18 protein-coding genes are annotated in these 20,996 nt (G+C 62.6%); 14 read left to right on the plus strand and 4 right to left on the minus strand.

Annotated features, from left to right (window positions below; translation table 11 throughout):
- Nucleotides 1-42: 42 nt before the first annotated feature.
- Nucleotides 43-1,122 (minus strand): ABC transporter substrate-binding protein, encoded by a 1,080-nt coding sequence (locus G8E10_RS25980; protein WP_281517571.1) that lies wholly within the window; start codon nucleotides 1,120-1,122, stop codon nucleotides 43-45.
- A 23-nt stretch (nucleotides 1,123-1,145) separates the two neighbouring features.
- Nucleotides 1,146-2,075 (minus strand): TauD/TfdA dioxygenase family protein, encoded by a 930-nt coding sequence (locus tag G8E10_RS13920; protein ID WP_167129753.1) that lies wholly within the window; start codon nucleotides 2,073-2,075, stop codon nucleotides 1,146-1,148.
- A gap of 450 nt (nucleotides 2,076-2,525) precedes the next feature.
- Here G8E10_RS13920 and G8E10_RS13925 point away from each other — a divergent pair, with 450 nt between their 5' ends.
- From G8E10_RS13925 to G8E10_RS13955, 7 genes are all read left to right on the plus strand, one after another.
- Nucleotides 2,526-3,947 (plus strand): LLM class flavin-dependent oxidoreductase, encoded by a 1,422-nt coding sequence (locus G8E10_RS13925; RefSeq protein WP_167129755.1) that lies wholly within the window; start codon nucleotides 2,526-2,528, stop codon nucleotides 3,945-3,947.
- Nucleotides 3,947-4,714 (plus strand): ABC transporter ATP-binding protein, encoded by a 768-nt coding sequence (locus G8E10_RS13930; RefSeq protein ID WP_110802011.1) that lies wholly within the window; start codon nucleotides 3,947-3,949, stop codon nucleotides 4,712-4,714. Before G8E10_RS13925 ends, G8E10_RS13930 begins: the two co-directional genes overlap by 1 nt.
- A 9-nt stretch (nucleotides 4,715-4,723) precedes the next feature.
- On the plus strand, nucleotides 4,724-5,605 hold the full coding sequence (locus G8E10_RS13935) for a branched-chain amino acid ABC transporter permease (protein ID WP_092938088.1): 882 nt from the start codon (nucleotides 4,724-4,726) through the stop codon (nucleotides 5,603-5,605).
- A gap of 26 nt (nucleotides 5,606-5,631) precedes the next feature.
- A complete protein-coding gene (locus G8E10_RS13940; RefSeq protein ID WP_425530842.1) occupies nucleotides 5,632-6,660 on the plus strand; it encodes a branched-chain amino acid ABC transporter permease in 1,029 nt (342 codons plus the stop codon).
- A gap of 78 nt (nucleotides 6,661-6,738) precedes the next feature.
- The gene (locus tag G8E10_RS13945; RefSeq protein ID WP_167129757.1) at nucleotides 6,739-8,073 is read left to right on the plus strand and encodes an ABC transporter substrate-binding protein; all 1,335 of its coding nucleotides are present in this window, start codon (nucleotides 6,739-6,741) and stop codon (nucleotides 8,071-8,073) included.
- 39 nt (nucleotides 8,074-8,112) lie between these two features.
- Complete coding sequence (locus G8E10_RS13950) at nucleotides 8,113-8,883, plus strand: ABC transporter ATP-binding protein (protein WP_167129759.1); 771 nt, start codon at nucleotides 8,113-8,115, stop codon at nucleotides 8,881-8,883.
- Nucleotides 8,884-8,903: 20 nt separating this feature from the next.
- Entirely contained in the window at nucleotides 8,904-10,133 is a 1,230-nt protein-coding gene (locus G8E10_RS13955) for an acyl-CoA dehydrogenase family protein (protein ID WP_167129761.1), read from the plus strand.
- A gap of 176 nt (nucleotides 10,134-10,309) precedes the next feature.
- On the opposite strand, the gene G8E10_RS13960 is transcribed toward G8E10_RS13955, so the two are convergent.
- Complete coding sequence (locus tag G8E10_RS13960) at nucleotides 10,310-11,215, minus strand: LysR family transcriptional regulator (protein ID WP_167129763.1); 906 nt, start codon at nucleotides 11,213-11,215, stop codon at nucleotides 10,310-10,312.
- Nucleotides 11,216-11,361: 146 nt separating this feature from the next.
- Here G8E10_RS13960 and G8E10_RS13965 point away from each other — a divergent pair, with 146 nt between their 5' ends.
- The 5 genes from G8E10_RS13965 (at nucleotide 11,362) to G8E10_RS13985 (ending at nucleotide 17,117) form a co-directional block, all read left to right on the plus strand.
- On the plus strand, nucleotides 11,362-11,991 hold the full coding sequence (locus G8E10_RS13965; RefSeq protein WP_110729065.1) for an RraA family protein: 630 nt from the start codon (nucleotides 11,362-11,364) through the stop codon (nucleotides 11,989-11,991).
- A 48-nt stretch (nucleotides 11,992-12,039) separates the two neighbouring features.
- A complete protein-coding gene (locus G8E10_RS13970) occupies nucleotides 12,040-13,569 on the plus strand; it encodes an ABC transporter substrate-binding protein (protein WP_167129765.1) in 1,530 nt (509 codons plus the stop codon).
- A gap of 78 nt (nucleotides 13,570-13,647) precedes the next feature.
- Nucleotides 13,648-14,565: an ABC transporter permease gene (locus G8E10_RS13975; RefSeq protein WP_110802004.1), complete on the plus strand. Its 918-nt coding sequence runs from the start codon at nucleotides 13,648-13,650 to the stop codon at nucleotides 14,563-14,565.
- 1 nt (nucleotide 14,566) lies between these two features.
- Nucleotides 14,567-15,493, plus strand: a complete 927-nt coding sequence (locus G8E10_RS13980; protein ID WP_167129858.1) for an ABC transporter permease — start codon at nucleotides 14,567-14,569, stop codon at nucleotides 15,491-15,493.
- On the plus strand, nucleotides 15,486-17,117 hold the full coding sequence (locus G8E10_RS13985; protein ID WP_167129768.1) for an ABC transporter ATP-binding protein: 1,632 nt from the start codon (nucleotides 15,486-15,488) through the stop codon (nucleotides 17,115-17,117). The genes G8E10_RS13980 and G8E10_RS13985 overlap by 8 nt, the downstream gene beginning before the upstream one ends.
- Nucleotides 17,118-17,814: 697 nt before the next feature.
- Here G8E10_RS13985 and G8E10_RS13990 read toward each other — a convergent pair.
- Nucleotides 17,815-18,465 carry a TetR/AcrR family transcriptional regulator gene (locus G8E10_RS13990; protein ID WP_167129770.1) on the minus strand — a complete coding sequence of 217 codons (651 nt, stop codon included), beginning with the start codon at nucleotides 18,463-18,465 and terminating at the stop codon, nucleotides 17,815-17,817.
- 99 nt (nucleotides 18,466-18,564) lie between these two features.
- Here G8E10_RS13990 and G8E10_RS13995 point away from each other — a divergent pair, with 99 nt between their 5' ends.
- A complete protein-coding gene (locus tag G8E10_RS13995; protein WP_167129772.1) occupies nucleotides 18,565-19,392 on the plus strand; it encodes an alpha/beta fold hydrolase in 828 nt (275 codons plus the stop codon).
- A 294-nt stretch (nucleotides 19,393-19,686) separates the two neighbouring features.
- Nucleotides 19,687-20,976 (plus strand): MFS transporter, encoded by a 1,290-nt coding sequence (locus G8E10_RS14000; RefSeq protein WP_165917039.1) that lies wholly within the window; start codon nucleotides 19,687-19,689, stop codon nucleotides 20,974-20,976.
- Nucleotides 20,977-20,996 lie beyond the last annotated feature (20 nt).

Consider the following 20,996-nt stretch of genomic DNA (forward strand, 5'->3'; position numbering starts at 1 on the left):
GCCGGCCGGGTGTCGGTCGCGACACAAGGCCGGCCTTGCGCGTCAGTTGGTCTGCTTCTTGTCGAGATCGCCTGTCTTGGCGATCTCGCCGCCGGCGCCGAAGCTCGACCAGTAGGTCTCCAGCTTCAGGTCCTTCAGCGCCTGCTGCAGATATTTCGGTTCCAGCCACGTATCGACATCGACGTCGGACTTGATCAGACCGTAGGCTTTCGCGCGCGCCGCCTGATCCTTGTAGCGGGTGACGACGAAGTCATCGATGAGCGGGTTGAGCCGGTTGGCGAGCGTATCGCCCTCAAGATCGGCGACGAACGTCTCCTTGGGGAAGCCCGAAAGCGACCAGCCCTCGAACACCTCGTCCGTGTTGGCGGGATCGGAGGCAAAGGCCGCCGCCTTGATGAATGTGGTGACCACGCGCTGCGTCAGGTCCGGATGCGCCTGTTCAAAGGCGGTCGTCACCAGATAGGATGAGTTTCGCCCGAGCGTCGGATCGTCGCCCTTGGTGGTGTAGACGATCTTCACGATCCTCTTCCTGGCCAGCGCCAGATATTCCGGGCCGCCGAAAACGGCGTCCACATTGCCGGAGGTCAGCGCCGGCACTGCCGCATTGGTGTCCAGATTGATGAAGCGGACGTCTTTTTCCGTCAGGCCGTGGGTGGACAGCACGCGGTCCGTGGCCAGCTGCAGGTTGGTCCCCTTGAACAGCGCGACCTTCTTGCCCCTCACGTCGTCGATGGATGCGATGGTGCTGTCGGCGGGGACGGCGAGGTAGATCGGCTGGTGCCGGCCCGTCGTGAAGAGGAACTTGTGGTCGAGACCGCGCGAACGGCCGACGATGGCCGGCAGGTCGCCGAGAAGAAAGAAGTCGAGCTGATTGGCCGCGACAGATTCGTTGAGCGCCGGGCCTGCGCCGCGAAAAAAGGTCCACTCGATCTTGATGTTCTTGTCGGCCGCGAATTCCTTCTCGATATAGTCGCGGGCCCGTCCGTAGGAGCTCGCGTCCCCTTGCGAATACTGCCGGTTGTCGAGACCGATGCCGGGATAGCCGAAGCGGATGGTCACATCCTCGGCGAATGCCGAGGTGGCGACGAGCGCGGCGAGCGCCGCGACAATGAGACGTTTCATGGATCTGTTCCCTTTCCCGGCGCTCAGGCGGCTTTTGCCGAGGGCTTGGCGGCCTTCACATGCGTCACGCTGCGGCGGCCATCGACGCTGACCGGAACATCGCCATCCACCGTGGCGCGGCGCACGACGCGATGCTGGTCACCGTAATCGTTGACGGCGTAATGCTGGGTGGCGCGGTTGTCCCAGATGGCGACGTCTCCGGTCTGCCAGTGCCACCGCACGGTGTTTTCAGGGGCGGTGACATAGGACTGGAACACCTCGTAGAGCTTTGCAGAATCGCTCTTGGAGAGGCCAACAAGGCGCTGGACGAAATTGCCGAGCAGCAGCGAGCGCTCGCCGGTTTCGGGATGCACGCGCACGACGGGGTGCTCGGTCTCGTAGACCGTGGAGGTGAAGACTTCCTCGAAATGCTTCCTCTCGTCAGCGGTCGCGCGGGGGCGAACGGCCGCGTAATCGTAGGCATTGCTGTGGATGGCCCACAGCGTGTCGGCCAGCGACTTCAGCGGTGCCGGCAGGTTTTCATAGGCCGCATGCGTGTTGGACCAGATCGTGTCGCCGCCCGCCGCCGGAATGACCACGCCGCGCAGGACCGAGAACTTCGGATAGGCATCGACGAAGGTCACATCCGTGTGCCACTGGTCCGCCCGCCCGCCGCCACGGCTGGAGTCGAGATTGAGGATGGAGGCCGTGCCGGCCACCGGTCCCTGTGTCGGGTGCGGTACGAGATCGCCCAGACGCCGGGCAAACAGTTCTTGCTCCTGGTCGTCGAGATGATCCTGACCGCGGAAGAAGATGACCTTGTGCTTCAGAAGAAGCTGGTTGATGGCAGCGACCGTTGCATCCGAAAGATCTCCGCCGAGACGGATGCCCCAGATTTCAGCGCCGACACGGCCGGTCAGGGGCAGGATATCGGAGGTGGGGATGGTCTGGTTGACAAGGACTGGATTGCTCATGAAATCACTCCTGTTGATCTGGATAAAGGACAGCACATCGCGTCGGCCCCACGGCATCCGCCGGGCGTTGAACGTCTCATCGCTCGAAGTCGATGGCTTCATGAAATCAAGTAATCTATAAAAACTATAGATAAAATATTCTAATTATTCGGGAAGGGACGAAACATGTCGCTCCCGTTTCTGCAGTCCCGCCTTGGAATTCTCTCATTATTCGGTTCTCGGGAGAAACTGGCAGGAGCGGGTGCTCCGCAAGCCACCGACGGATCAACGTTCGGAACAGTCGCGCTGCTAGGCTCCGCGACAGGCTTCGATCTGCCGGGAACTGAAAAAACCGTCTTTGTTAGCAAAAAAATTCATTATTAAATCGGTAGACAATAGCGAATTTCTCGCGCCCATTCGCCCTGCTGCTAGATTGCCCGGCATCACTTACGTGCATCCCGGAGCGGATCGATGACCAGGCAGATACGGTTTAACGCCTTTGACATGAATTGCGTAGGGCACCAGTCGCCGGGTCTCTGGAAACATCCGCGGGATCGGTCCTGGAAGTACAAGGACCTCGATTACTGGCAGGATCTTGCGAGAACCCTGGAACGCGGCATCTTCGACGGGATCTTCATCGCGGATGTCATCGGCTATTACGATGTCTACAAGGGCTCGAATTACCATGCGATCGAGCAGGCGGCGCAGATCCCCGTCAACGATCCGATCCAGCTTGCCGCTCCGATCGCCCTTGCGACCGAGCATCTCGGCATCGGCATCACCGCTTCGACCTCCTTCGAGCATCCCTACACATTCGCCCGTCGGCTGGCGACGGCCGACCACCATACGAAGGGACGGGTCGGCTGGAACATCGTGACGTCCTATCTCGAAAGCGGCGCGAAGAATGTCGGCCAAGGCGGCCTGCGCAGCCATGAAAACCGCTACGAGGTCGCCGCCGAATATGTCGAGGTGCTCTACAAGCTGTTCGAGGGGAGCTGGGAGGAGGGCGCCGTGCAGCGCGATCCCGTCCGCGGGATCTTTACCGATCCGACCAAGGTTCACGAAATCGGTCACAAGGGCACGTTCTTCGACGTGCCGGGCTACCATCTGTCCGAGCCCTCGCCACAGCGCACGCCGGTTCTCTATCAGGCCGGGGCCTCCGGTCCGGGCAAGGCCTTTGCCGCAGCACATGCCGAATGCGTCTTCGTCGGCGCGCCCACCAAGGCGCTGCTAAAGGCCTATGTCTCCGAAATCCGGCAAAAGGCGGCGGCCAGCGGCCGCGATCCGAAGAAGGTGCTGATCTACAATCTGACGACGCTCATCATCGACGAGACGGACGAAAAGGCCCAGAAGCGGTTCGAGGAATATCAGAGCTATACATCCTATGACGGCTCCCTCGTCTTCATGTCGGGATGGAGCGGCATCGATTTCGGGCAGTACGCACCGACGGACGCACTCAAGAAGGTCGAGACCAACGCCATCGTCTCGATGGTTGAGCACTTTGCCGGCAAGGATAAGACCTGGACGGTGGAAGAGCTTGCCAAATGGGGCGGTATCGGCGGCGTCGGTCCGGTCTTCGTCGGCTCGCCCGGCACGATCGCCGATATCCTTCAGGATTGGGCGGAGGAAACGGATGTCGACGGGTTCAATCTTGCCTATGCCGTGACACCGGAAAGCTTCGAGGCGGCGGTCGATCTGCTCGTGCCGGAACTGCAGAAGCGCGGCGTCTATCCCACGGCCTACAAGCCCGGCACGCTGCGGGAGAAACTTTTCGGCGACGGACCCTACCTACCGAAGAACCACCCTGCCGACGCTTACCGCGACATCGAAGCCGTCAAGCGCCGGAATGCCGAACGCGCATCGGCCTCTGCGCTGCGGTCGGTCGTCGCCTGATGAGCGATCTCCTCCAGCTTCGCGACGTTTCGCTGTCCTTCAAGGGCGTGAAGGCGGTGAATGCCTTGAGCTTCAGCGTCGCCACCGGCGAGATCTGCGCCCTGATCGGCCCCAATGGGGCCGGCAAGAGCTCGCTCCTGAACGTCATCAACGGCGTCTACCGGGCCGATACCGGCGATATCGTTTTCAACGGCGCACGCTTCGGGGCGATCCATCCGCAGAAGGCGGCCTTGCTGGGTATCGGGCGAACCTTCCAGCACAATGCGCTCTTCCACCGCCTGACCGTGCGGGAAAACGTGCTGGCCGGCCTCTCGCGGCGGGGCACCGCGACGTTCCTCGAAAACATCTTCCGCTTCGGCCGGGATGGCGCGGAACGTCGCCGGTTCATCGACCGGGCGGACGAGATCATCGCCTTTCTCCATCTCGATCGGCATGCCGAGACGGTCGTGTCGAAACTCTCCTACGGCATGCAGAAGCGCGTCGATCTCGCCCGCGCGCTGGCGGCTGCGCCGAAACTCCTGCTGCTGGACGAGCCGATGGCCGGCATGAACCAGGAGGAAAAGCAGGAGATGAGCCGCGTCATCGCCGAGGTCAACCGCTCCTTCGGTACGACGATCGTGCTGATCGAGCACGACGTCGGCATTGTGCTGAACCTCGCCTCGCATGTCGTCGTCCTCGACTACGGCCGCAAGGTTGCAGACGGTACGCCGGACGAGGTGCGCAACAATCCCGATGTCATCGCCGCCTATCTCGGCACCGTTCATTAGAGATTTCCCATGTCCTTTTTTCTGGAAACCCTGATCACCGGCCTCTTCGCCGGGCTGATGTATGCGCTCGTCGCCATTGGGTTCGTGCTGATCTACAAGGCGTCGGGCGTCTTCAACTTTGCCCAGGGCGCAATGGTCTTTCTGGCGGCGCTCGCCTTCGTCACCCTCGTGGAGCACGGATTTCCGTTCTGGATCGCGTTCCTCGCGACGGCGGCGCTGATGGTCGTGGTGGCGATCCTGGTCGAGGCTCTCGTTCTCCGACCCTTGCGAAACCGGGATTCGCTGACCCTCTTCATGGCCACGCTGGGTCTCAGTTTCGTCATCGACGGCACCGCACAGTTCTTTCTCGGCACCGACGTGCACATGCTCGATCTCGGCATCGACGATATCGCCGAGGATTACGCCGGGATCCTGATCAGCCATTTCGACATCGTTGCCTCCCTGATCGTCGTCACCCTGGTCGCGGTCCTCGCCATCGTCTTCAGCAAGACCCGGATGGGCGTCTCGCTCAGGGCCGTGGCGGACGACACGCTCGCTGCCCAGTCCATCGGCATCCGGCTGCCGGTGATCTGGCGCATCGTCTGGAGCGTCGCGGGCCTCGTCGCGCTGGTCGCCGGGCTTCTCTGGGGCGCGCGACAGGGTGTGCAGTTTTCGCTCTCGCTGATCACGCTCAAGGCTCTCCCGGTGCTGATCATCGGCGGATTCTCCTCGATCCCCGGGGCGATTGCCGGCGGGCTGATCGTCGGCGCAAGCGAGGCGCTCGCCGATATCTATCTCGGGCCGTTGGTCAACGGCAGCGTCTCCACCTGGTTTGCCTACATCCTCGCCGTCGCCTTCCTCCTCATTCGGCCCGCCGGCCTGTTCGGCGACCGTGACATCGAAAGGGTCTGACCGTGACCTTGCTTCAGGATCGAACGTTGCCGTCCGGCCTCCTCTCGCGCCTCGACGCGCCCCTGTTGCCGATCGTCGCCGGGCTACTCGTCACGTTCGCCGTCATCCCGGCCATGGCGGACGACTATTGGCTCAGCTCCATCATCATTCCGACACTGGTCATGGGGCTTGCCGGCATCGGACTCAATCTGCTGCAGGGCTATGCCGGTCTCGTGTCCCTGGGCTCGGCGGCCTTCATGCTGATCGGCGCGTTCTCGGCCTATAATCTTATTCTGCGCGTACCCGGGCTGCCGCTACCCCTCGTGCTTTTGATCTCCGGGCTGATCGCTGCGGCGGCCGGCGTCGTCTTCGGCCTGCCGTCGCTGCGGATCAGGGGCTTCTACCTTGGCGCCTCGACGCTGGGCGCGCAGTTCTTCTTCGAGTGGCTGTTCAGCAATTTCACTTGGTTCTCCAATGACAGCCAGTCGCTGACCATATCGGCGCCACGGCTCGAGATCCTCGGCTACAGCCTGCAGTCGCCGCTCGGCCGCTATTTTCTCGCCGCCAGCGTCACGGTCCTGCTCATCGGCCTCGCCTTCCTCATCGTTCGCAGCCGGCTCGGGCGTGAATGGATGGCCATCCGGGACATGGAAACGGCAGCCTCCGTTCTCGGCATCCGGGTCGCCCGGCGCAAGCTGCAGGCTTACGCGATCAGCTCGTTCTTCCTCGGCGTCACGGGCGTGCTCTGGGCCTTTGCCTATCTCGGTACGTCGGATGCGCACACCTTCAACCTCGACAAGTCTTTCCAGGTTCTTTTCATCGTGCTCATCGGCGGCGTGGCGACGATCTTTGGCAATTTCCTTGGCGCCGCGTTCATCGTGCTGACGCCGATCCTGCTCGACCGCGTCGTGCTGGCGGCCGATCTCTCCTTCCTCGGCGATCAGGGCGCGCTGACCAACCTCCAGCGCATCATCTTTGGCGCCATCATCATCCTGCTCCTGATCAAGGAACCGGATGGCCTCTCCGCGCTGCTGCGGCGTGCGCGACAGGCCGTCCGAAACAGATACGCCGGATAACGACCCGAGCGGCGACGAGGCCTGCTCCATCCTCCCGAATCTCTCCCAACGCTCCATCAACGAACCCAAAGGACCGCCATGTCTCTTCTCTCGAAAACTCTTGCACTCGCCACCAGCGCCCTCATCGCTGCCGCCACGCTCACAAGTGTCGCACAGGCGGACGAGGCGACGGGTCAGCAACTCTTCCCGCTCTTCTCCTATCGTACCGGCCCCTACGCGCCTTCGGGCATTCCGCAGTGGGCGGGATACCGCGACTATTTCAACTACATCAACGAAAAGGGCGGCGTGAACGGCGTCAAGATCTTCGTCCAGGAGTGCGAGACGGCCTATACGCTCGAGCGCGCCTTCGAATGCTACGAGCGCTACAAGAACGGTTATGCCGGAGCACCGGTCGCCGTTCTCTTCACCACGTCCAGCGGCTTCGATGCCGCCATTTCCGACAAGGCGCGGCTCGACAAGCTGCCGATCATCTCGGTTGCCGGCGGACGGGGCGATGCGGTGGACGGGAGCGTCTTTCCCTACCAGTTCCCGCTTCTCTTCGATTACTGGACGGAAGCCTCGATCGTCATCGAGCACATAGCCAATCAGGCCGGTGGCTATGACAAGCTCAATGGCCTGAAGATTGCCACGCTCTACCACGACTCCGGCTATGGTCGCGAAACGATCCAGCCGATGGCCATCCTCTCGGAAAAATACGGGTTCGAGAACATCCAGATCGCGGTTCCGCATCCCGGCGAGCAGCAGCAGGCACAATGGCAGCAGATCAAGCGGGCCGGCGTGGACTGGGTGTTCTTCCGCGCCTGGGGCGTAATGTCGCCGGTCGGACTGAAGACCGCGGCGCGTGTCGGCTTCCCGGCGGATCGCATCATCGGCGACATCTGGACGGGATCCGAAGAGGATGCGCGGCCTGCAGGTGCCGCCGCCAAGAACTATCTCGCCGTGTCGGTTTTCCCGTCGGGCACGGATTTCGAGATCACCAAGGAACTGAAAAAGAACGTCATCGATGCCGGCAAGGGTGACCTGAAGGACGTCTCGAAATTCGGCTCGGTCTACTACAATGCCGGTCTCGTCCAGGCGATCATCTACACCGAGATCCTGCGTACCGGCCAGAAGAAGTTCGGAAACCGTCCCCTGACCAAGGAAGAGGGCCAGTGGGCCGCCGAGCATCTCGACATCACCGCTGAACGCATCGCCGAGCTTGGCGCGACAGGCCTGCTCAGCCCCCTGAAGATCACGCCGCAGGACCATGAAGGCGATCCGGCCGCCAAGATCGTTCAGTGGGACGGGCAGAAGTGGAATGCGGTGACCGACTGGCTGAAGGGCGATCGTCCCCTGTTCCGTGACGCGATCTACGCGCGCGCAGCCGCCTACGCCAAGGAAAAGGGCATCGAGCCGCGTCAGGCGCAGAACTGATCCCCCTACACGGACGGGCCAACATACGGAAACGATCATATGACCCTTCAGGACACCGGCTTTCTCGAGGTCAGGAATATCGAGGCCCTCTACGGTTCTGCGATCCTGGCCGTTCGTGACGTCTCCCTGACCGTCGGGAAGGGCAAGATCGTCGCCCTCCTCGGCGCGAACGGCGCGGGGAAAACCACGACGTTGAAGGCCGTCTCCAACCTGCTCGGGCCGGAACGCGGTCATGTCAGCAAAGGCACGATCCTCTGGCGCGGCATCCCGGTCGGGGCGCTCTCGGCCTCCAGGCTGGTGGCGCAAGGCGTCGTGCAGGTTCTCGAGGGCCGGCATTGCTTTGCACAGCTGACCGTCGAGGAGAACATTCTCTCCGGCGGCTACGTCCGCAAGCCCGGTCGGGCCGAACTCGCACGCAGCCTCGAGCAGGTCTATGCGTGGTTTCCGCGTCTAAAGGAGAAGCGCAAGGTCAAAGCCGGACTGACGTCCGGCGGCGAGCAGCAGATGGTGGCGATCGGCCGGGCTCTGATGACCAGGCCGCGCCTCGTCCTTCTCGATGAACCCTCCATGGGGCTGGCCCCGATCATCGTGCAGGAGATCTTCGAGATCATCCGGACGCTCAACACGCAGGCCGGCGTCAGCTTTCTCCTCGCGGAACAGAACGCCAACCTGGCGCTTCGCTATGCCGACCACGCCTATATTCTGGAAAACGGTCGTGTGGCCCTGTCGGGAACGGCCGAAGAGCTGCGCCGTCGCGAGGACGTTCACGACTTCTATCTCGGAGGGGCCCCGGCCTCCAGACCGAACTGACCCTTTCAAGGAATACATCGATGTCACAGATTGATCTGGCCTGGGGCGCAGGCCCGAGCCCGCGTTACGAAGAGCTTGCCGCCCGGTTCCGCCCGCTGTTTTCCGAGATCGCCAAGGGCGCGATCGCACGGGAGCTTTCGCGCACCCTGCCGGTCGATGAGATCCGGACGCTGAAGCAAGCGGGCTTCGGCGCGCTCCGCCTTCCGGAGGCCGAAGGCGGCTTCGGCGCCTCGATACCGGAACTCGCCAACCTCCTGATCGAGCTTTCGGAAGCGGATTCCAACATCACGCAGGCCCTGCGCGGTCATTTCGGCTTCGTCGAGGACGTCGTCGGCAAGCCGCAGGGTGACAGCCGCAAGCGCTGGGCGCAACGCATCGCGGCCGGCGAGATCGCCGGTAATGCCTGGACGGAGATCGGCGATGCCAAGCAGGATGCCTTCTCGACGCGCGTGTCGAGGAAGAACGACGGACTGGTCATCAACGGCACGAAATACTACACCACCGGCTCGCTGTTTGCCGACTGGATCGACGTCGGCGCCACCGGTCTGGAGGGGGAGGGCGTCGTGCTTCAGGTGCGCCGGGACGACCCCGGGGTCGATGTCGTCGATGACTGGGACGGTTTTGGGCAGACCTTGACCGCCAGCGGCACCACGACCTTTACGGATGTCGCCGTGGATCCCAAGGACATCGTGGCCGATCAGGAGAAATTCCGATACGGCGCCGCGTTCTACCAGATCGTGCATCTGGCGACGCTTGCCGGTATCGGCCGGGCCATCGCAGACGAGACGGCGGCGGCCGTCGGCGCACGCAAGCGTCATTACTCGAACGCGGCCGGCCCGAGTTCGCGCGAGGACCCGCAGGTGCTGCAGGTGGTCGGCCGTATCCGCAGCCACGCCTATTGCGCCGGCGCCATCGTGTTGCAGGTCGCAGCCGCGATCGAACGTGCATACCAGGCCCACTTCGCCGGTGACGCAGACGCCGAGGAACGCGCCAACGCCATTGCGGAACTTGAAACGTCGCAGGCCCTGAACGTCGTCACCAATCTCGTTCTCGAGGCATCGACGCTCCTCTTCGACACGCTCGGTGCCTCCGCGGTCAAGAAGCCCGCCGGTCTCGACCGCCATTGGCGCAACGCCCGTACCCTGTCCTCGCACAACCCACGCATCTACAAGGACCGCATCATCGGCGACTACGCCGTCAACGGTACGCCTCCGCCCTACCAATGGCGGATCGGGAAGGCGCCAAGCTGAGGTGACGGAAGCAGGCGGGGCAAACCTAAGGCATTGAATCCCGTCTCGCGCGTCAGTCGGACACCACACGCCGTGCGCCAGAACGCTCCAGCCCTCGCGTGCGATCTTGAGCGCGTGGGCCGACAGGGACCCGTCAACGCGGGCCGGGTTAAGTTTCAACCCAGTATCTGCTGGAGCTATGCCGTGGCTGCCAAGCTGTGTTCGAAGTCGCAAAGCTCTATCCCCAGCTGTGCAATCTCCTCGAAGAACAGGCTGTTGTAGTCGTTGCGGTAGGTGATGAAATATTCGAGCTTCGGCAGGCGGAGTGCGGATCTGATAATCCGCAGACGACCATCCGTGACGTAGCGGCTGAAGAAGGCCTTGGGCAGGATGGTGATGCCCAAGCCGTGGGCTGCAAGCTCGGCAAGGGCTGCCATGTTGTTGCATGAGATCGTCTTCGTGAACGGCATGCGCGGGTTGTCTATGACGTCCTGCAGGATGGGGCGCAGCATGGAGCCAGCCGACTGGATGAGCAGCGGGAACTTCAGCATGTCCTCGCGGCTGAGCTCGGCGCTGCCGCTGTAGAGCTTCGGGCTGCACATCCACACCAGCTCGATTTCCCCCAGCGGCATGTTCACGAATTGCGGATGCTGGATGAGGCGCGGGCAGATGACGAAGTCGATACGGCGCTCGTTCAGCCGCTCCAGCAGACCCGATGTCAGGTCGATTTCCGGTTCGAGCGAGATGCCGGGATAGCGTTCCATGATCGTTGCCAGAAGCTGCGGCAGCCACGAGAGCGCCACAAGGTCGGTCACGCCGAGCCGGAACCGGAAGGGCGGCGCATTGGCGGTGCGCGCGGTGAGCGTCAGCCGGTCGTTCAGTCGCAGCATCTGTTCGGCAATGTCACGAATGTCCTGCCCCTTGCTCGTCAGGATCGACTGGCGGCTGGACCGATCGAACAGCGGCACCGGGAACTTTCCCTCCAACTCTCCGATACGTTTGGAGATCGTCGATTGGGTCACGTTCAGATAGGATCCGGCGGCCTCGAAGCTGCCGAGCGTCGAGACCCAATAGAGAGCTTCCAACTGCTTCAACGTGAACATGGGCACCTCGCATGAAGAAAAGCGATATGGATAGAGGCAATTTTATCGCTTTTTTTCGGGATAGCGCAAGTTTAGGTTTTCGGCTGTCGGAGGGCCTTGGGAGAGGCCTTCATAAAGGTCCAGGCACCGAGCCTTCAGGAGGAGACATGACGATCGAAGAAAACGCAGCCCCGCAACCGGTAGATCCTAGCCTGATCACCGAGTATCGCGGCGTCGCCACGTCCATTATCAGTGACAACCTTTCCCGCCTGCCGGGTGCGACCGGCGTGCTGCCTTATCATGCCGGCGGCCCGCTCATCGGAACGGCGCTGACGGTGAAGACGCGCAACGGCGACAATCTCGCCATTCACGCCGCACTGAAGATGGCCCGTCGCGGCGATGTCATCGTGGTCGATGGTGGCGGCGATGTCAGCCAGGCGCTGATCGGCGAAATCATCCTGACGCATGCCGAGTCCATCGGTGTCGCCGGCTTCGTGATCGATGGCGCCATCCGCGACGTCTCGGCGATCCGCGCGTCCGACCTGCCATGCTATGCCCGGGGCGTGACCCACAAGGGACCTTACAAGAATGGTCCGGGATCTCTCAACGTTCCCGTGTCGATCGGCGGGCTGGTTGTCCATCCCGGCGATCTCATCGTGGGCGACGACGACGGCGTGGTTGCGCTGTCGCCACAGGTGGCCGTGGATCTGCTGCCGGGCATCCGAGCGCAGGAGGAGCGCGAACGGGTGAAAATCGCCAAATTCAAGGAGGCGCGGCTGCAGCTTGTGAGAGCCTGAGCCGTCTCACCGAACAGGTCCATTCGAACGACAATGAGGAGAACGTCGTTGAATTTCTGGAAATCCATCGCGCTGGTCGCGTCGACCGCTCTGATCGCCCCCGCCAGCCTTGCGCATGCGCAGGATGCGACGGCCGTCACCATCGTGCTTCCCGCAGGTCCCGACCGGCTCGACCCCTGCGAGACGCCTCGCTCCGTTATTGGCCGCATTATCAAGCAGAACGTCGTGGAGACATTGGTCGAACTGGACTATGCCAACCAGAAGACGCTGCCGCGGCTGGCGACAAGCTGGGAGCAGACGACACCGACCGAGTGGGTGTTCAAGCTTCGGCCCGGCATTGCCTTCCACGACGGTACGCCCTTCGACGCCAAGTCCGTCGTCCACTCGCTGGAGCGCACCAACGATCCGGCGCTGACCTGCATCACCCGCACCAAATATCTCGACGGTATCGACATCAAGGCCGTGGAGGTCGATTCGCAGACGGTGAAGTTCACGACCAAGACGGCGGTGCCAATCCTGCCGACGCTGCTCGCGCAGCTCACCATTTCCTCGGTCAACACACCGAAGGGCGAATACACCGCGAAGCCGATCGGCACGGGCCCCTACACCTTCGACCACTGGACGCAGGGCGAGAATGTCGGCCTGGTCAGAAACGATGCCTATTGGGGCGACAAGCCCGTGATCGACAAGGCGACCTATGTCTGGCGCACGGAGTCCTCCGTGGCGGCCGCCATGGTGGAGACCGGCGAAGCCGATCTCGCCTTCTCCATCGCGCCGCAGGATGCGACCAATCCGGAGACGGACAAGGTCTATCCGAACTCCGACAGCGCGCTGTTCCGCCTCTCCGTCGATATTCCCCCACTCAACGACGTCCGCGTGCGCAAGGCGATCAACCTGGCCATCGATCGCAAGGCGTTCCTTGGCAGCGTCATCAGCGACAAGGCGGAACTCGCCATGCAGCAGGTCGGCCCGAGCGCGCTCGGCTTCAATCCCAACCTGAAGCCCTGGGCTTATGATCCGGAACAGGCACAGAAGCTGCTCGCCGAAGCCAAGGCGGATGGCGTGGATGTCGATCGCGAGATCCGCATGATCGGCCGCCCGGCCATGTTTGCCAACTCGAACGAGTTCGTGGAGGCGTCCGCCGAAATGCTGCGGGCGGTCGGCTTCAACATCAAGCTCGAAAACCTCGAAATGACGCAATGGCTGAAGATGGCGAACAAGCCCTTTTCGCCGGACCGGGCGCCCAACATCTTCCTGACCATGCACGACAACAACAGCGGCGACGCTGCCTTCACGGCCTTCTTCAAGTATCACTCCAATGGCCGACAGAGCGAGTTGCACGACCCGGCGCTGGACGCCCTGATCGTCAGCGCCGGCACGAAATCCGGCGACGAGCGGGTGAAGGAATACAACGAGGTCTTCCGCAAGATTTATGAGGACGTCGTCGCCGACGTGCCGCTGTTCCACATGGTCAACTACATGCGCGTGGGCAAACGGCTGGATTTCACACCGACGATCGCCAATGCCGTCGAGCTGCAGTTGGCCCGGTTGAAACTGGCCGACAAGGCGACTGACTGATTATCCGGCGGCGTGCCTCCCTTCCAAGGGGGCGCGTCGTGTCCGACCATCGATCCACATCCGGCGGAGGAGGCTGATATGGGTTCTTTCATCTTCAAGCGATCGTTGCAGAGCGTGTTCTCGCTCGTGGCGCTGATCATTCTCATCTTCTTTCTGGCCCGCATGACGGGCTCGCCCGCGGACCTCTATCTGCCACAGGACGCATCCGCGCAAGCGCGCTTCCAGTTCAACGAACAGTACGGGTTCAACGACCCACTGATCGAACAGTTCGGTCGCTTCCTGTGGGGCCTCCTGCATTTCGACATGGGACAGTCGCTGCAGTTCTCGCGTCCCGCCGTGGATGTCGTGCTGCAGGCCTTTCCGACGACGCTGGCGCTGGCCGCCATCACCATGCCGCTCGTTCTGCTGGTGTCGATCATCACCGGCTCGCTCGCAGCCTACCGCCCCGGCGGCATTTTCGACCGGCTCGCCAGCATTCTCTCGCTGATCGGGGCAAGCACGCCGAACTTCTGGGTGGCGATCGTCGGCGTCCTCGTCTTCGCCGTCACGCTGCGGGTGCTGCCGACGTCCGGCACGGGAACGGCCCTCCATTGGATTCTGCCCGTCGGTGTTCTCATGCTGCGGCCGACCGGCGTGCTCGTTCAGGTCGTGCGGACGTCCATGATGACGGCCCTGTCCTCCACCTACATCAAGACGGCGCGCGCCAAGGGCGTCGGCTCCCGCGCCATCGTCTTCGTGCATGCGCTTCGCAACGGCCTGCTCCCCGTCATCACGGTGGCGAGCGACCAGGCGGCCGGCATCGTCAACGGCGCCGTCATCGTGGAAACCGTGTTCGGCTTTCCCGGCATCGGCAAGCTGATGATCGACTCGGTCCTGCTGCGGGACTTCGCCGTCATCCAGGCCGCTGTGCTCGTGACGGCGCTCGCCGTCTTCGTCATCAACATCATCGTGGATATCGCCTATGCCCTCGTCGACCCGCGCATTCGGTACAGCTGAGATGGCCGCGCCCGTTTCGCTCACCGTCAGGCCCGCCGCGCCATCCTCCGGCGTCCGGGAGATCCTCGGCCTTCTCTGGCAGGACAAGGTGGCCACCGTCTCGGCCGCGCTCCTGACCCTCGTCCTCGCCTGCGTCCTTCTCGGACCCTGGCTGCTCGCCGATCAGGCGCGCGCCCTCAATCTCATGGCGCGCAACGCCCCACCGTTCTCGATCGACAAGGGATGGCTGTTCGTGCTCGGGGCCGACGCGCTCGGCCGCAGCCTGCTCGCCCGTATCGTCGTTGCCAGCCAGAACACGATGCTGATCGCGGTCAGCGCGGTCGCCATCTCCGTCGCCATCGGCGGCATTCTCGGCCTGATCGCCGGCTACAAGGGCGGATGGGCGAGCGCCGTGCTCTTGCGGCTCGCGGATGCGATCATGAGCTTTCCGTCCATGCTTCTGGCGGTCATCGTGCTCTTCGTATTCGACCCCGGCGTCGTCAACGTCATTCTCGTGCTTGCCGTCTCCCGCATCCCGATCTTCCTGCGCACGGTGCGCGCCGAGGTGCTGGAGATCAAGGAGCGCATGTTTGTGGTCGCCGCCCGCGCCATGGGCGCCCGGACCGACCGCGTGCTCTTGCGCCATGTCGCGCCGATGATCCTGCCGACCATCATCAACCTCGCGGCCCTCGAGATCGCCTTCGTGATGCTCGTGGAGTCCGGCCTTTCCTTCCTCGGCATCGGCATCCAGCCGCCCGAGGTGACCTGGGGCCTGATGGTGGCCGACGGCCGCAACTATCTGGGCTCGGCCTGGTGGCTCGCCTTCTGGCCCGGCGTCGCGATCATGCTCGTCACCATGGCCCTCAATCTTCTTTCCAACTGGCTCCGCGTCGTCACCGATCCGGTCGAACGCTGGCGCCTCCAGACATCGGTAGGCAGACATGACTGATCAGCCGCTTCTCGACATCCGCAATCTCTCGATCGATTTCCCCAACCGCCACGGCGTCGTCCATGCCGTTGCCGACGTCAGCTGGTCCGTTAATTCCGGCGAAACGCTGGCGATCCTCGGCGAAAGCGGCTCCGGCAAGAGCGTCAGCGCATCGGCGGTGATGGATCTGGTCGATGCGCCGCCGGCGCTCATCACCAGCGGCGAGATCCTCTATCGCGGTCGCGATCTTTTGAAGACGCCGCGCGCGGAACGCCGCAAGATCAACGGGAAGAACATCTCGATGATCTTCCAGGATCCGCTGGCGGCCCTCAATCCGGTCTATCCCGTCGGCTGGCAGATCGCCGAGACGCTGCGGGTCCACGGCGTCGACAAGGCGACGGCCCACGCCCGCGTGATCGATCTTCTCGGCCGCGTCGGCATTCCCGACCCGGAACGTCGGGCGAAACAATATCCGCACCAGTTCTCCGGCGGCCAGCGCCAGCGCATCATGATCGCGTCGGCCATCGCGCTCGAGCCCGACCTGCTGATCGCCGACGAGCCGACCAGCGCACTCGACGTGACGGTCCAGGCGCAGGTTCTAAAGCTTCTGAAGGAGTTGCAGGCGGAAAGCGGCATGGGTCTCGTGCTGATCACCCACGATCTCGGCGTGGTCGAGAAGGTGGCCGACCGCGTGGTCGTCATGCAGAACGGCCGGATCGTCGAAGCGGGTACGGCAACCGCCATCATGACGACGCCGCAGCATCCCTATACCCGCAAGCTGATCGACGCGATGCCCGGGCGCCATGGCTTCCAGCCGCAACCGGCTGTTGCCGGAAGCGAGCGTCCCCTGCTGGAGGTACGCAATGTCTCACGGGTCTACGGCGTGTTACCCGGTGGGAAAGCCGAGATCGGCCCGAATGCCGTCAAGGCGGTGGACGATGCGAGCTTCGTGCTGAACAAGGGGGAGACGCTCGGCATCGTCGGCGAATCCGGCTCGGGCAAATCGACGCTCGCCCGCATGCTGCTCGGCCTCGACAAGCCGACGCTCGGCACGATCCGCTTCGACGGCCACGACCTCAACGCCATGTCGTCGGAGGAAACCTTCCGGGTGCGGCGGCGGATGCAGTTCGTCTTCCAGGACCCCACGGCCTCGCTCAACCCGCGCATGACGGTCGGCCAGATCGTGTCGGAGCCTTGGGCGATCCATGCCGACGTTCTGGAAAAGCCGCTCTGGCGCGACCATGCGATCGATCTTCTGGAGCGCGTCGGTCTGAAAGCCGACCAGATCGACCGGCATCCCCACCAGTTTTCCGGTGGCCAGCGTCAGCGCATCGCCATCGCCCGGGCGCTGGCGCTCCAGCCGGATGTCATCGTCTGCGACGAGGCGGTGTCGGCGCTCGACGTTTCGGTGCAGGCGCAGGTGATCGACCTCCTCAAAACGCTTCGTCGCGATTTCGGCCTCTCCTACATCTTCATCGCCCACGACCTTGCGCTGATCCGCGACTTCGCAACCTCTACCATCGTGATGTATCGGGGACAGATCGTTGAACAGGGACCAACGGAGGCCGTCTATCGAGATCCGCAGCACGCCTACACGAAGCGTTTGCTTCAGGCGAGCGACGCAAAACTCCCGAACGCGGCCTGAGCGTCGATGGCCGTTAAAAGGCGCAGAGCCTCCCCTCCGTTCGCTTGGCCCTCTGAGACCGAATGTCACAGCGAATTAACTTGGAATGTCGATTTTTTCGAAAAGATCCCGCTGCGGTTTTTCATTGACCTGACAGCCGCACTGATGGCTTCCTCTTCCGGATCCGAATGAATGGCGGGAGGGCCCAAGATCTATGTGGGGCAATGGGAAGCGGCCTTCAGCCGAGCCAGGTAACATATGGTAAGGGACAAGTGGTTCTGGGTATGGCTCTTGGTGCTCGCCGTACCCGTCACCTCGCTGATCACCGTTCAGATCGATACTCATTCCGGGGCCTCGATTGGCGGCGGAAGCTACGATCTCGGGCCATTCCTGTATTCCTGGGCGTTGATCATCGTAACGGCGGTATGGTCGCTCTGCGCTTTCATAGCGGCATTCCTTCATCGCAACCCGGCAGCGTCGAGACGGTCCTTCTGCTTGACAGCGATAGGGGGCGTGACATTCGGCGTTGTTCTGCTTCTTTATCGAAAGAACCTTTCTTAGAATGATCGGTAATCCGGCATTCGATCCGCGCTTGTATCTCCCGCGTCACCTTGCAAACCCAGATCGTGTCCCCGCTGCCGTTCATCTCGGCCGTCACGGTTGATCGCGCGCGGGCGCCGGATGCTGTGATGCGCCATCAACGTCGGGGACCAAACACCTAAAGCAGCCCCAGCCGCTTCTTCACGGCATCACGCGAAACCAGCAAAATGTCGCTCGCGCTGTCCGTGTCCAGGGTTGCGCGCGCCACGATCATCGCTCCCAGCAACTCGGAAACGGCCGAACGCGCGGCCCTGCGCGGATCCTCGTGGCCGATCTCGCGCAGCAAGCGCTCGATGCGGGCTGGAAAACGCTCAAGCCCCTCGGCGAAGCGTTCTCTTGCGAGAGAGGGAAACCGCGGCGCGTCGTTGGCGAGCGATGTCGATGGGCAGGATTTCTCGACGCAGTTCCGGCTTTCCAGGGATGCATACTGGTCGATTGCGGCGATCAGAGCCTCCCGCGGAGATCGGCCTTCCGTTGCTTTTACCATCGTGGCCGAGATCTCATCGAACGCATAGGTCACCGCCTCCGCAGCCAGATCGTCCTTCGATTTGAAATGCGCATAGAAACCACCATGCGTCAGATTCAGGCTCCCCATCAAAGAGGCGACCGACAGCCGCTCAAGGCCGAGCCGCCTCAGTGATGCGGAGGCCTCGGCCAGGATATTGCGTCGCGTCACTTCGGACTTTCTCAGTGTTGCGGGTTTGACCATCCACAATGCTCCATCGTCGTCAGGAATATGATGACTATCACATTCCGTTGTGAAAATCATCCTCACAAATTCAGAGGCTTGTCTTTGGCTATAAGATTTCTCTTGCCATAAAATATGATGAGCATCATATTATTGATATTAGAAACTTCGGGAGGACCCATGACCCACGACCCCATTCAGTACGCAGAAACGGCATTCGGCAAACTCGCCTATCGCATCGACGGTGCTGCCGATGCGGAGCCCTTGCTCCTGCTGCAACGATTCCGCGGCACGATCGAGGACTGGGATCCGCTGTTCATCGAGCGGCTTGCCCGGGACCATAAAGTTGTTCGCTTCGACAATGTCGGCGTTTCCCGTTCGCAGGGCGAAACGCCCGACAATGTTCCGGATATGGCCAAAGGCGCCCTCGCGCTGATGGATGCGATCGGGCTCGGCTCCGTCCACACGCTGGGATGGTCGCTCGGTGGCTATGTGGCGCAGGCCCTGGCGCTGCTCGCTCCGGACCGGGTCAAACGACTGGTGATCGCCGGTTCCGGACCGGGAGCCGTGACGGAGGGAACGCAAAAGCGTCACCCGCGGGTCAACGAGATCGCCCAGAAGAAAACGATCGAGGACGCCGATACGGTGTTTCTGTTTTCCGCCGATAGCGACAGCAGCCGGGCAGCCAGCCAAGCGAGCCTCGATCGTATCGCCAAGGCACGCACGGGAGACCTCGCCACGCAGGCGACGGCCGGCGCCCAGCTGCAGGCCATCATAAACTGGTCGGGAGGGCGGGATGCCGCAAGGCCGCGGCTTGGCGAACTGACGATGCCGATCTTGGTGGCCAACGGCACGACCGATGTCATGGTGCCGCCCTATGGCGCGTTCGTCATCTCGCAGGAAGCGCCGAACGCCAAGCTGGTTCTCTATCCAGACTCCGGCCATGGCTTTCTCTTCCAGCATATCGACGCCTTCGTCGACGAGCTGAAGGCGTTCTTTACCGCCTGATGGCAGTCGCCTGAAGAGAGTGTGGTTTCGGGAGAACACCGTGCCTCGGTAAATGAAGACGGCGCGGACATCGAGCCGCGCCGGACACTCGCCCGGGAGGAGCCGGCGACGAGAACGGGGCGCGTTGACCGCGCCGGATCAGCCTATCCAAAAACGAAGTTACGGATCGAGGCGCCTTGGCGCCTGAGCGAACCCTGGGAGGGGAAAATGGAACGCACGGACGGTCGATCGACGCTGAGAGCATCGGCTCAGCACATACTGGACAATCACCCGATGGGGAGACAGCGATGGCTCATGCTCATCGCATGCTTTCTGATCATCGCGCTCGATGGAGCAGACGTCCAATCCGCAAGCTTCATCTACCCGGAATTCGTCCGGCTATGGGGCGTGGAGAAGCCCTTTATCAGCGCCATCGTCGTCGGTGGATTGATCGCCATGGTCATCGGGGCCTCCATCGCCGGGCCGCTTGCCGACAGATACGGGCGCCGCAGCGTGGTCGGCTGGGGCGTGGCGCTTGTCTCCACGGGCACGTTTCTGGGCGCCTTCGCATGGGACGCCAACATCTTCCTGGTCATCCGGGCGTTCACATGCCTGGGGCTGGGCGCCATCATGCCGATCACGGTGGCCTTGATCAGCGAATTTGCCCCAACACAGAAGCGGGCACGGGTGGTGACGACGGTCTTTGCCGGCTACACGGCTGGCGCCGCCATTTCCGGTTACCTCGCAGCCGTGCTGATCCCGATGCTGGGCTGGCGCTGGTACCTCGTCGCCATCGGCGGGCTTTCTGCCGTTATGCTTCCTGTTTTCCTCAAGCTGGTGCCGGAATCCATCGGCTGGCTGGCGACGCAGCGCGATGGCGAAAGACGGGTTCGCGAGATCGTCCAGCGGGTTCTACCCGGCGCTGATATCGCAACCCTGAAGGGTACAGGCGGCGAACGCACCGAAGCGAAGGTCGGGGGTATCAAGCTGATCACCTCCAAGCGTTATCTGCCGATCATGGTGGGCATTGCGACCTGCTACTTCATCGGCCTGGCCGTCATCTATCTCTTCCAGACCTATTTTCCCTTGGTCATCACGCAGTCCGGGTTGCAGCTATCGCAGGCGGGCATCCTCGTTGCCGCCTTCAGCGTCGGCGGCGTTCTCGGCGCCTTGTTGATCGGTTCGGCCATGGACACGTTCGGACGGTTCAAGGTTCTCGCTGTCGCATGGCTGATCGCGATCCCGGCCATCTGGGCCGTCGCTTTCTCGACGCTGGATTACCAGACCCTGATCGTTCTCTCGTTCATTTGGGGCATCCTGCTGCAAGGCGTCAATTCCGGCCTGAACGCCCTTGCCGCCACCCTGTTTCCGGCGGACGCAAGAGCTACAGGCGTATCGTTCATGCATGCGCTGGGCCGTTTCGGTGCCATTCTGAGCGGCCTGGTCGGCGGCGTCGCGATCAGTCTGGGATGGTCGATCGGGAAGATCTTCTTCATCCTCGGATGCCCGCTCATCGTCGGTGTGGCCGCAATCATCTTCCTCAGTGTGGTCAGCGGACGAAAAGATGACGTCGTGATCGAAGATCCCGCCTTCCTCAAAGCCTAAACAGCCCCTTCAAACACGCA

The sequence above is a fragment of the Ferranicluibacter rubi genome (genome assembly GCF_011603255.1).
Taxonomy (GTDB): domain Bacteria; phylum Pseudomonadota; class Alphaproteobacteria; order Rhizobiales; family Rhizobiaceae; genus Ferranicluibacter; species Ferranicluibacter rubi.

Bases quoted from the DNA above. Each gene is read 5' to 3' on its own strand.
- G8E10_RS13985 (WP_167129768.1), top strand. From the start codon at position 15,486: ATGACTGATCAGCCGCTTCTCGACATCCGCAATCTCTCGATCGATTTC.
- G8E10_RS14000 (WP_165917039.1), top strand. From the start codon at position 19,687: ATGCTCATCGCATGCTTTCTGATCATCGCGCTCGATGGAGCAGACGTC.
- G8E10_RS13955 (WP_167129761.1), top strand. From the start codon at position 8,904: ATGTCACAGATTGATCTGGCCTGGGGCGCAGGCCCGAGCCCGCGTTAC.
- G8E10_RS13995 (WP_167129772.1), top strand. From the start codon at position 18,565: ATGACCCACGACCCCATTCAGTACGCAGAAACGGCATTCGGCAAACTC.
- G8E10_RS13960 (WP_167129763.1), bottom strand. From the start codon at position 11,215: ATGTTCACGTTGAAGCAGTTGGAAGCTCTCTATTGGGTCTCGACGCTC.
- G8E10_RS25980 (WP_281517571.1), bottom strand. From the start codon at position 1,122: ATGAAACGTCTCATTGTCGCGGCGCTCGCCGCGCTCGTCGCCACCTCG.
- G8E10_RS13920 (WP_167129753.1), bottom strand. From the start codon at position 2,075: ATGAGCAATCCAGTCCTTGTCAACCAGACCATCCCCACCTCCGATATC.
- G8E10_RS13945 (WP_167129757.1), top strand. From the start codon at position 6,739: ATGTCTCTTCTCTCGAAAACTCTTGCACTCGCCACCAGCGCCCTCATC.
- G8E10_RS13980 (WP_167129858.1), top strand. From the start codon at position 14,567: ATGGCCGCGCCCGTTTCGCTCACCGTCAGGCCCGCCGCGCCATCCTCC.
- G8E10_RS13965 (WP_110729065.1), top strand. From the start codon at position 11,362: ATGACGATCGAAGAAAACGCAGCCCCGCAACCGGTAGATCCTAGCCTG.
- G8E10_RS13925 (WP_167129755.1), top strand. From the start codon at position 2,526: ATGACCAGGCAGATACGGTTTAACGCCTTTGACATGAATTGCGTAGGG.
- G8E10_RS13975 (WP_110802004.1), top strand. From the start codon at position 13,648: ATGGGTTCTTTCATCTTCAAGCGATCGTTGCAGAGCGTGTTCTCGCTC.
- G8E10_RS13990 (WP_167129770.1), bottom strand. From the start codon at position 18,465: ATGATTTTCACAACGGAATGTGATAGTCATCATATTCCTGACGACGAT.
- G8E10_RS13935 (WP_092938088.1), top strand. From the start codon at position 4,724: ATGTCCTTTTTTCTGGAAACCCTGATCACCGGCCTCTTCGCCGGGCTG.
- G8E10_RS13950 (WP_167129759.1), top strand. From the start codon at position 8,113: ATGACCCTTCAGGACACCGGCTTTCTCGAGGTCAGGAATATCGAGGCC.
- G8E10_RS13930 (WP_110802011.1), top strand. From the start codon at position 3,947: ATGAGCGATCTCCTCCAGCTTCGCGACGTTTCGCTGTCCTTCAAGGGC.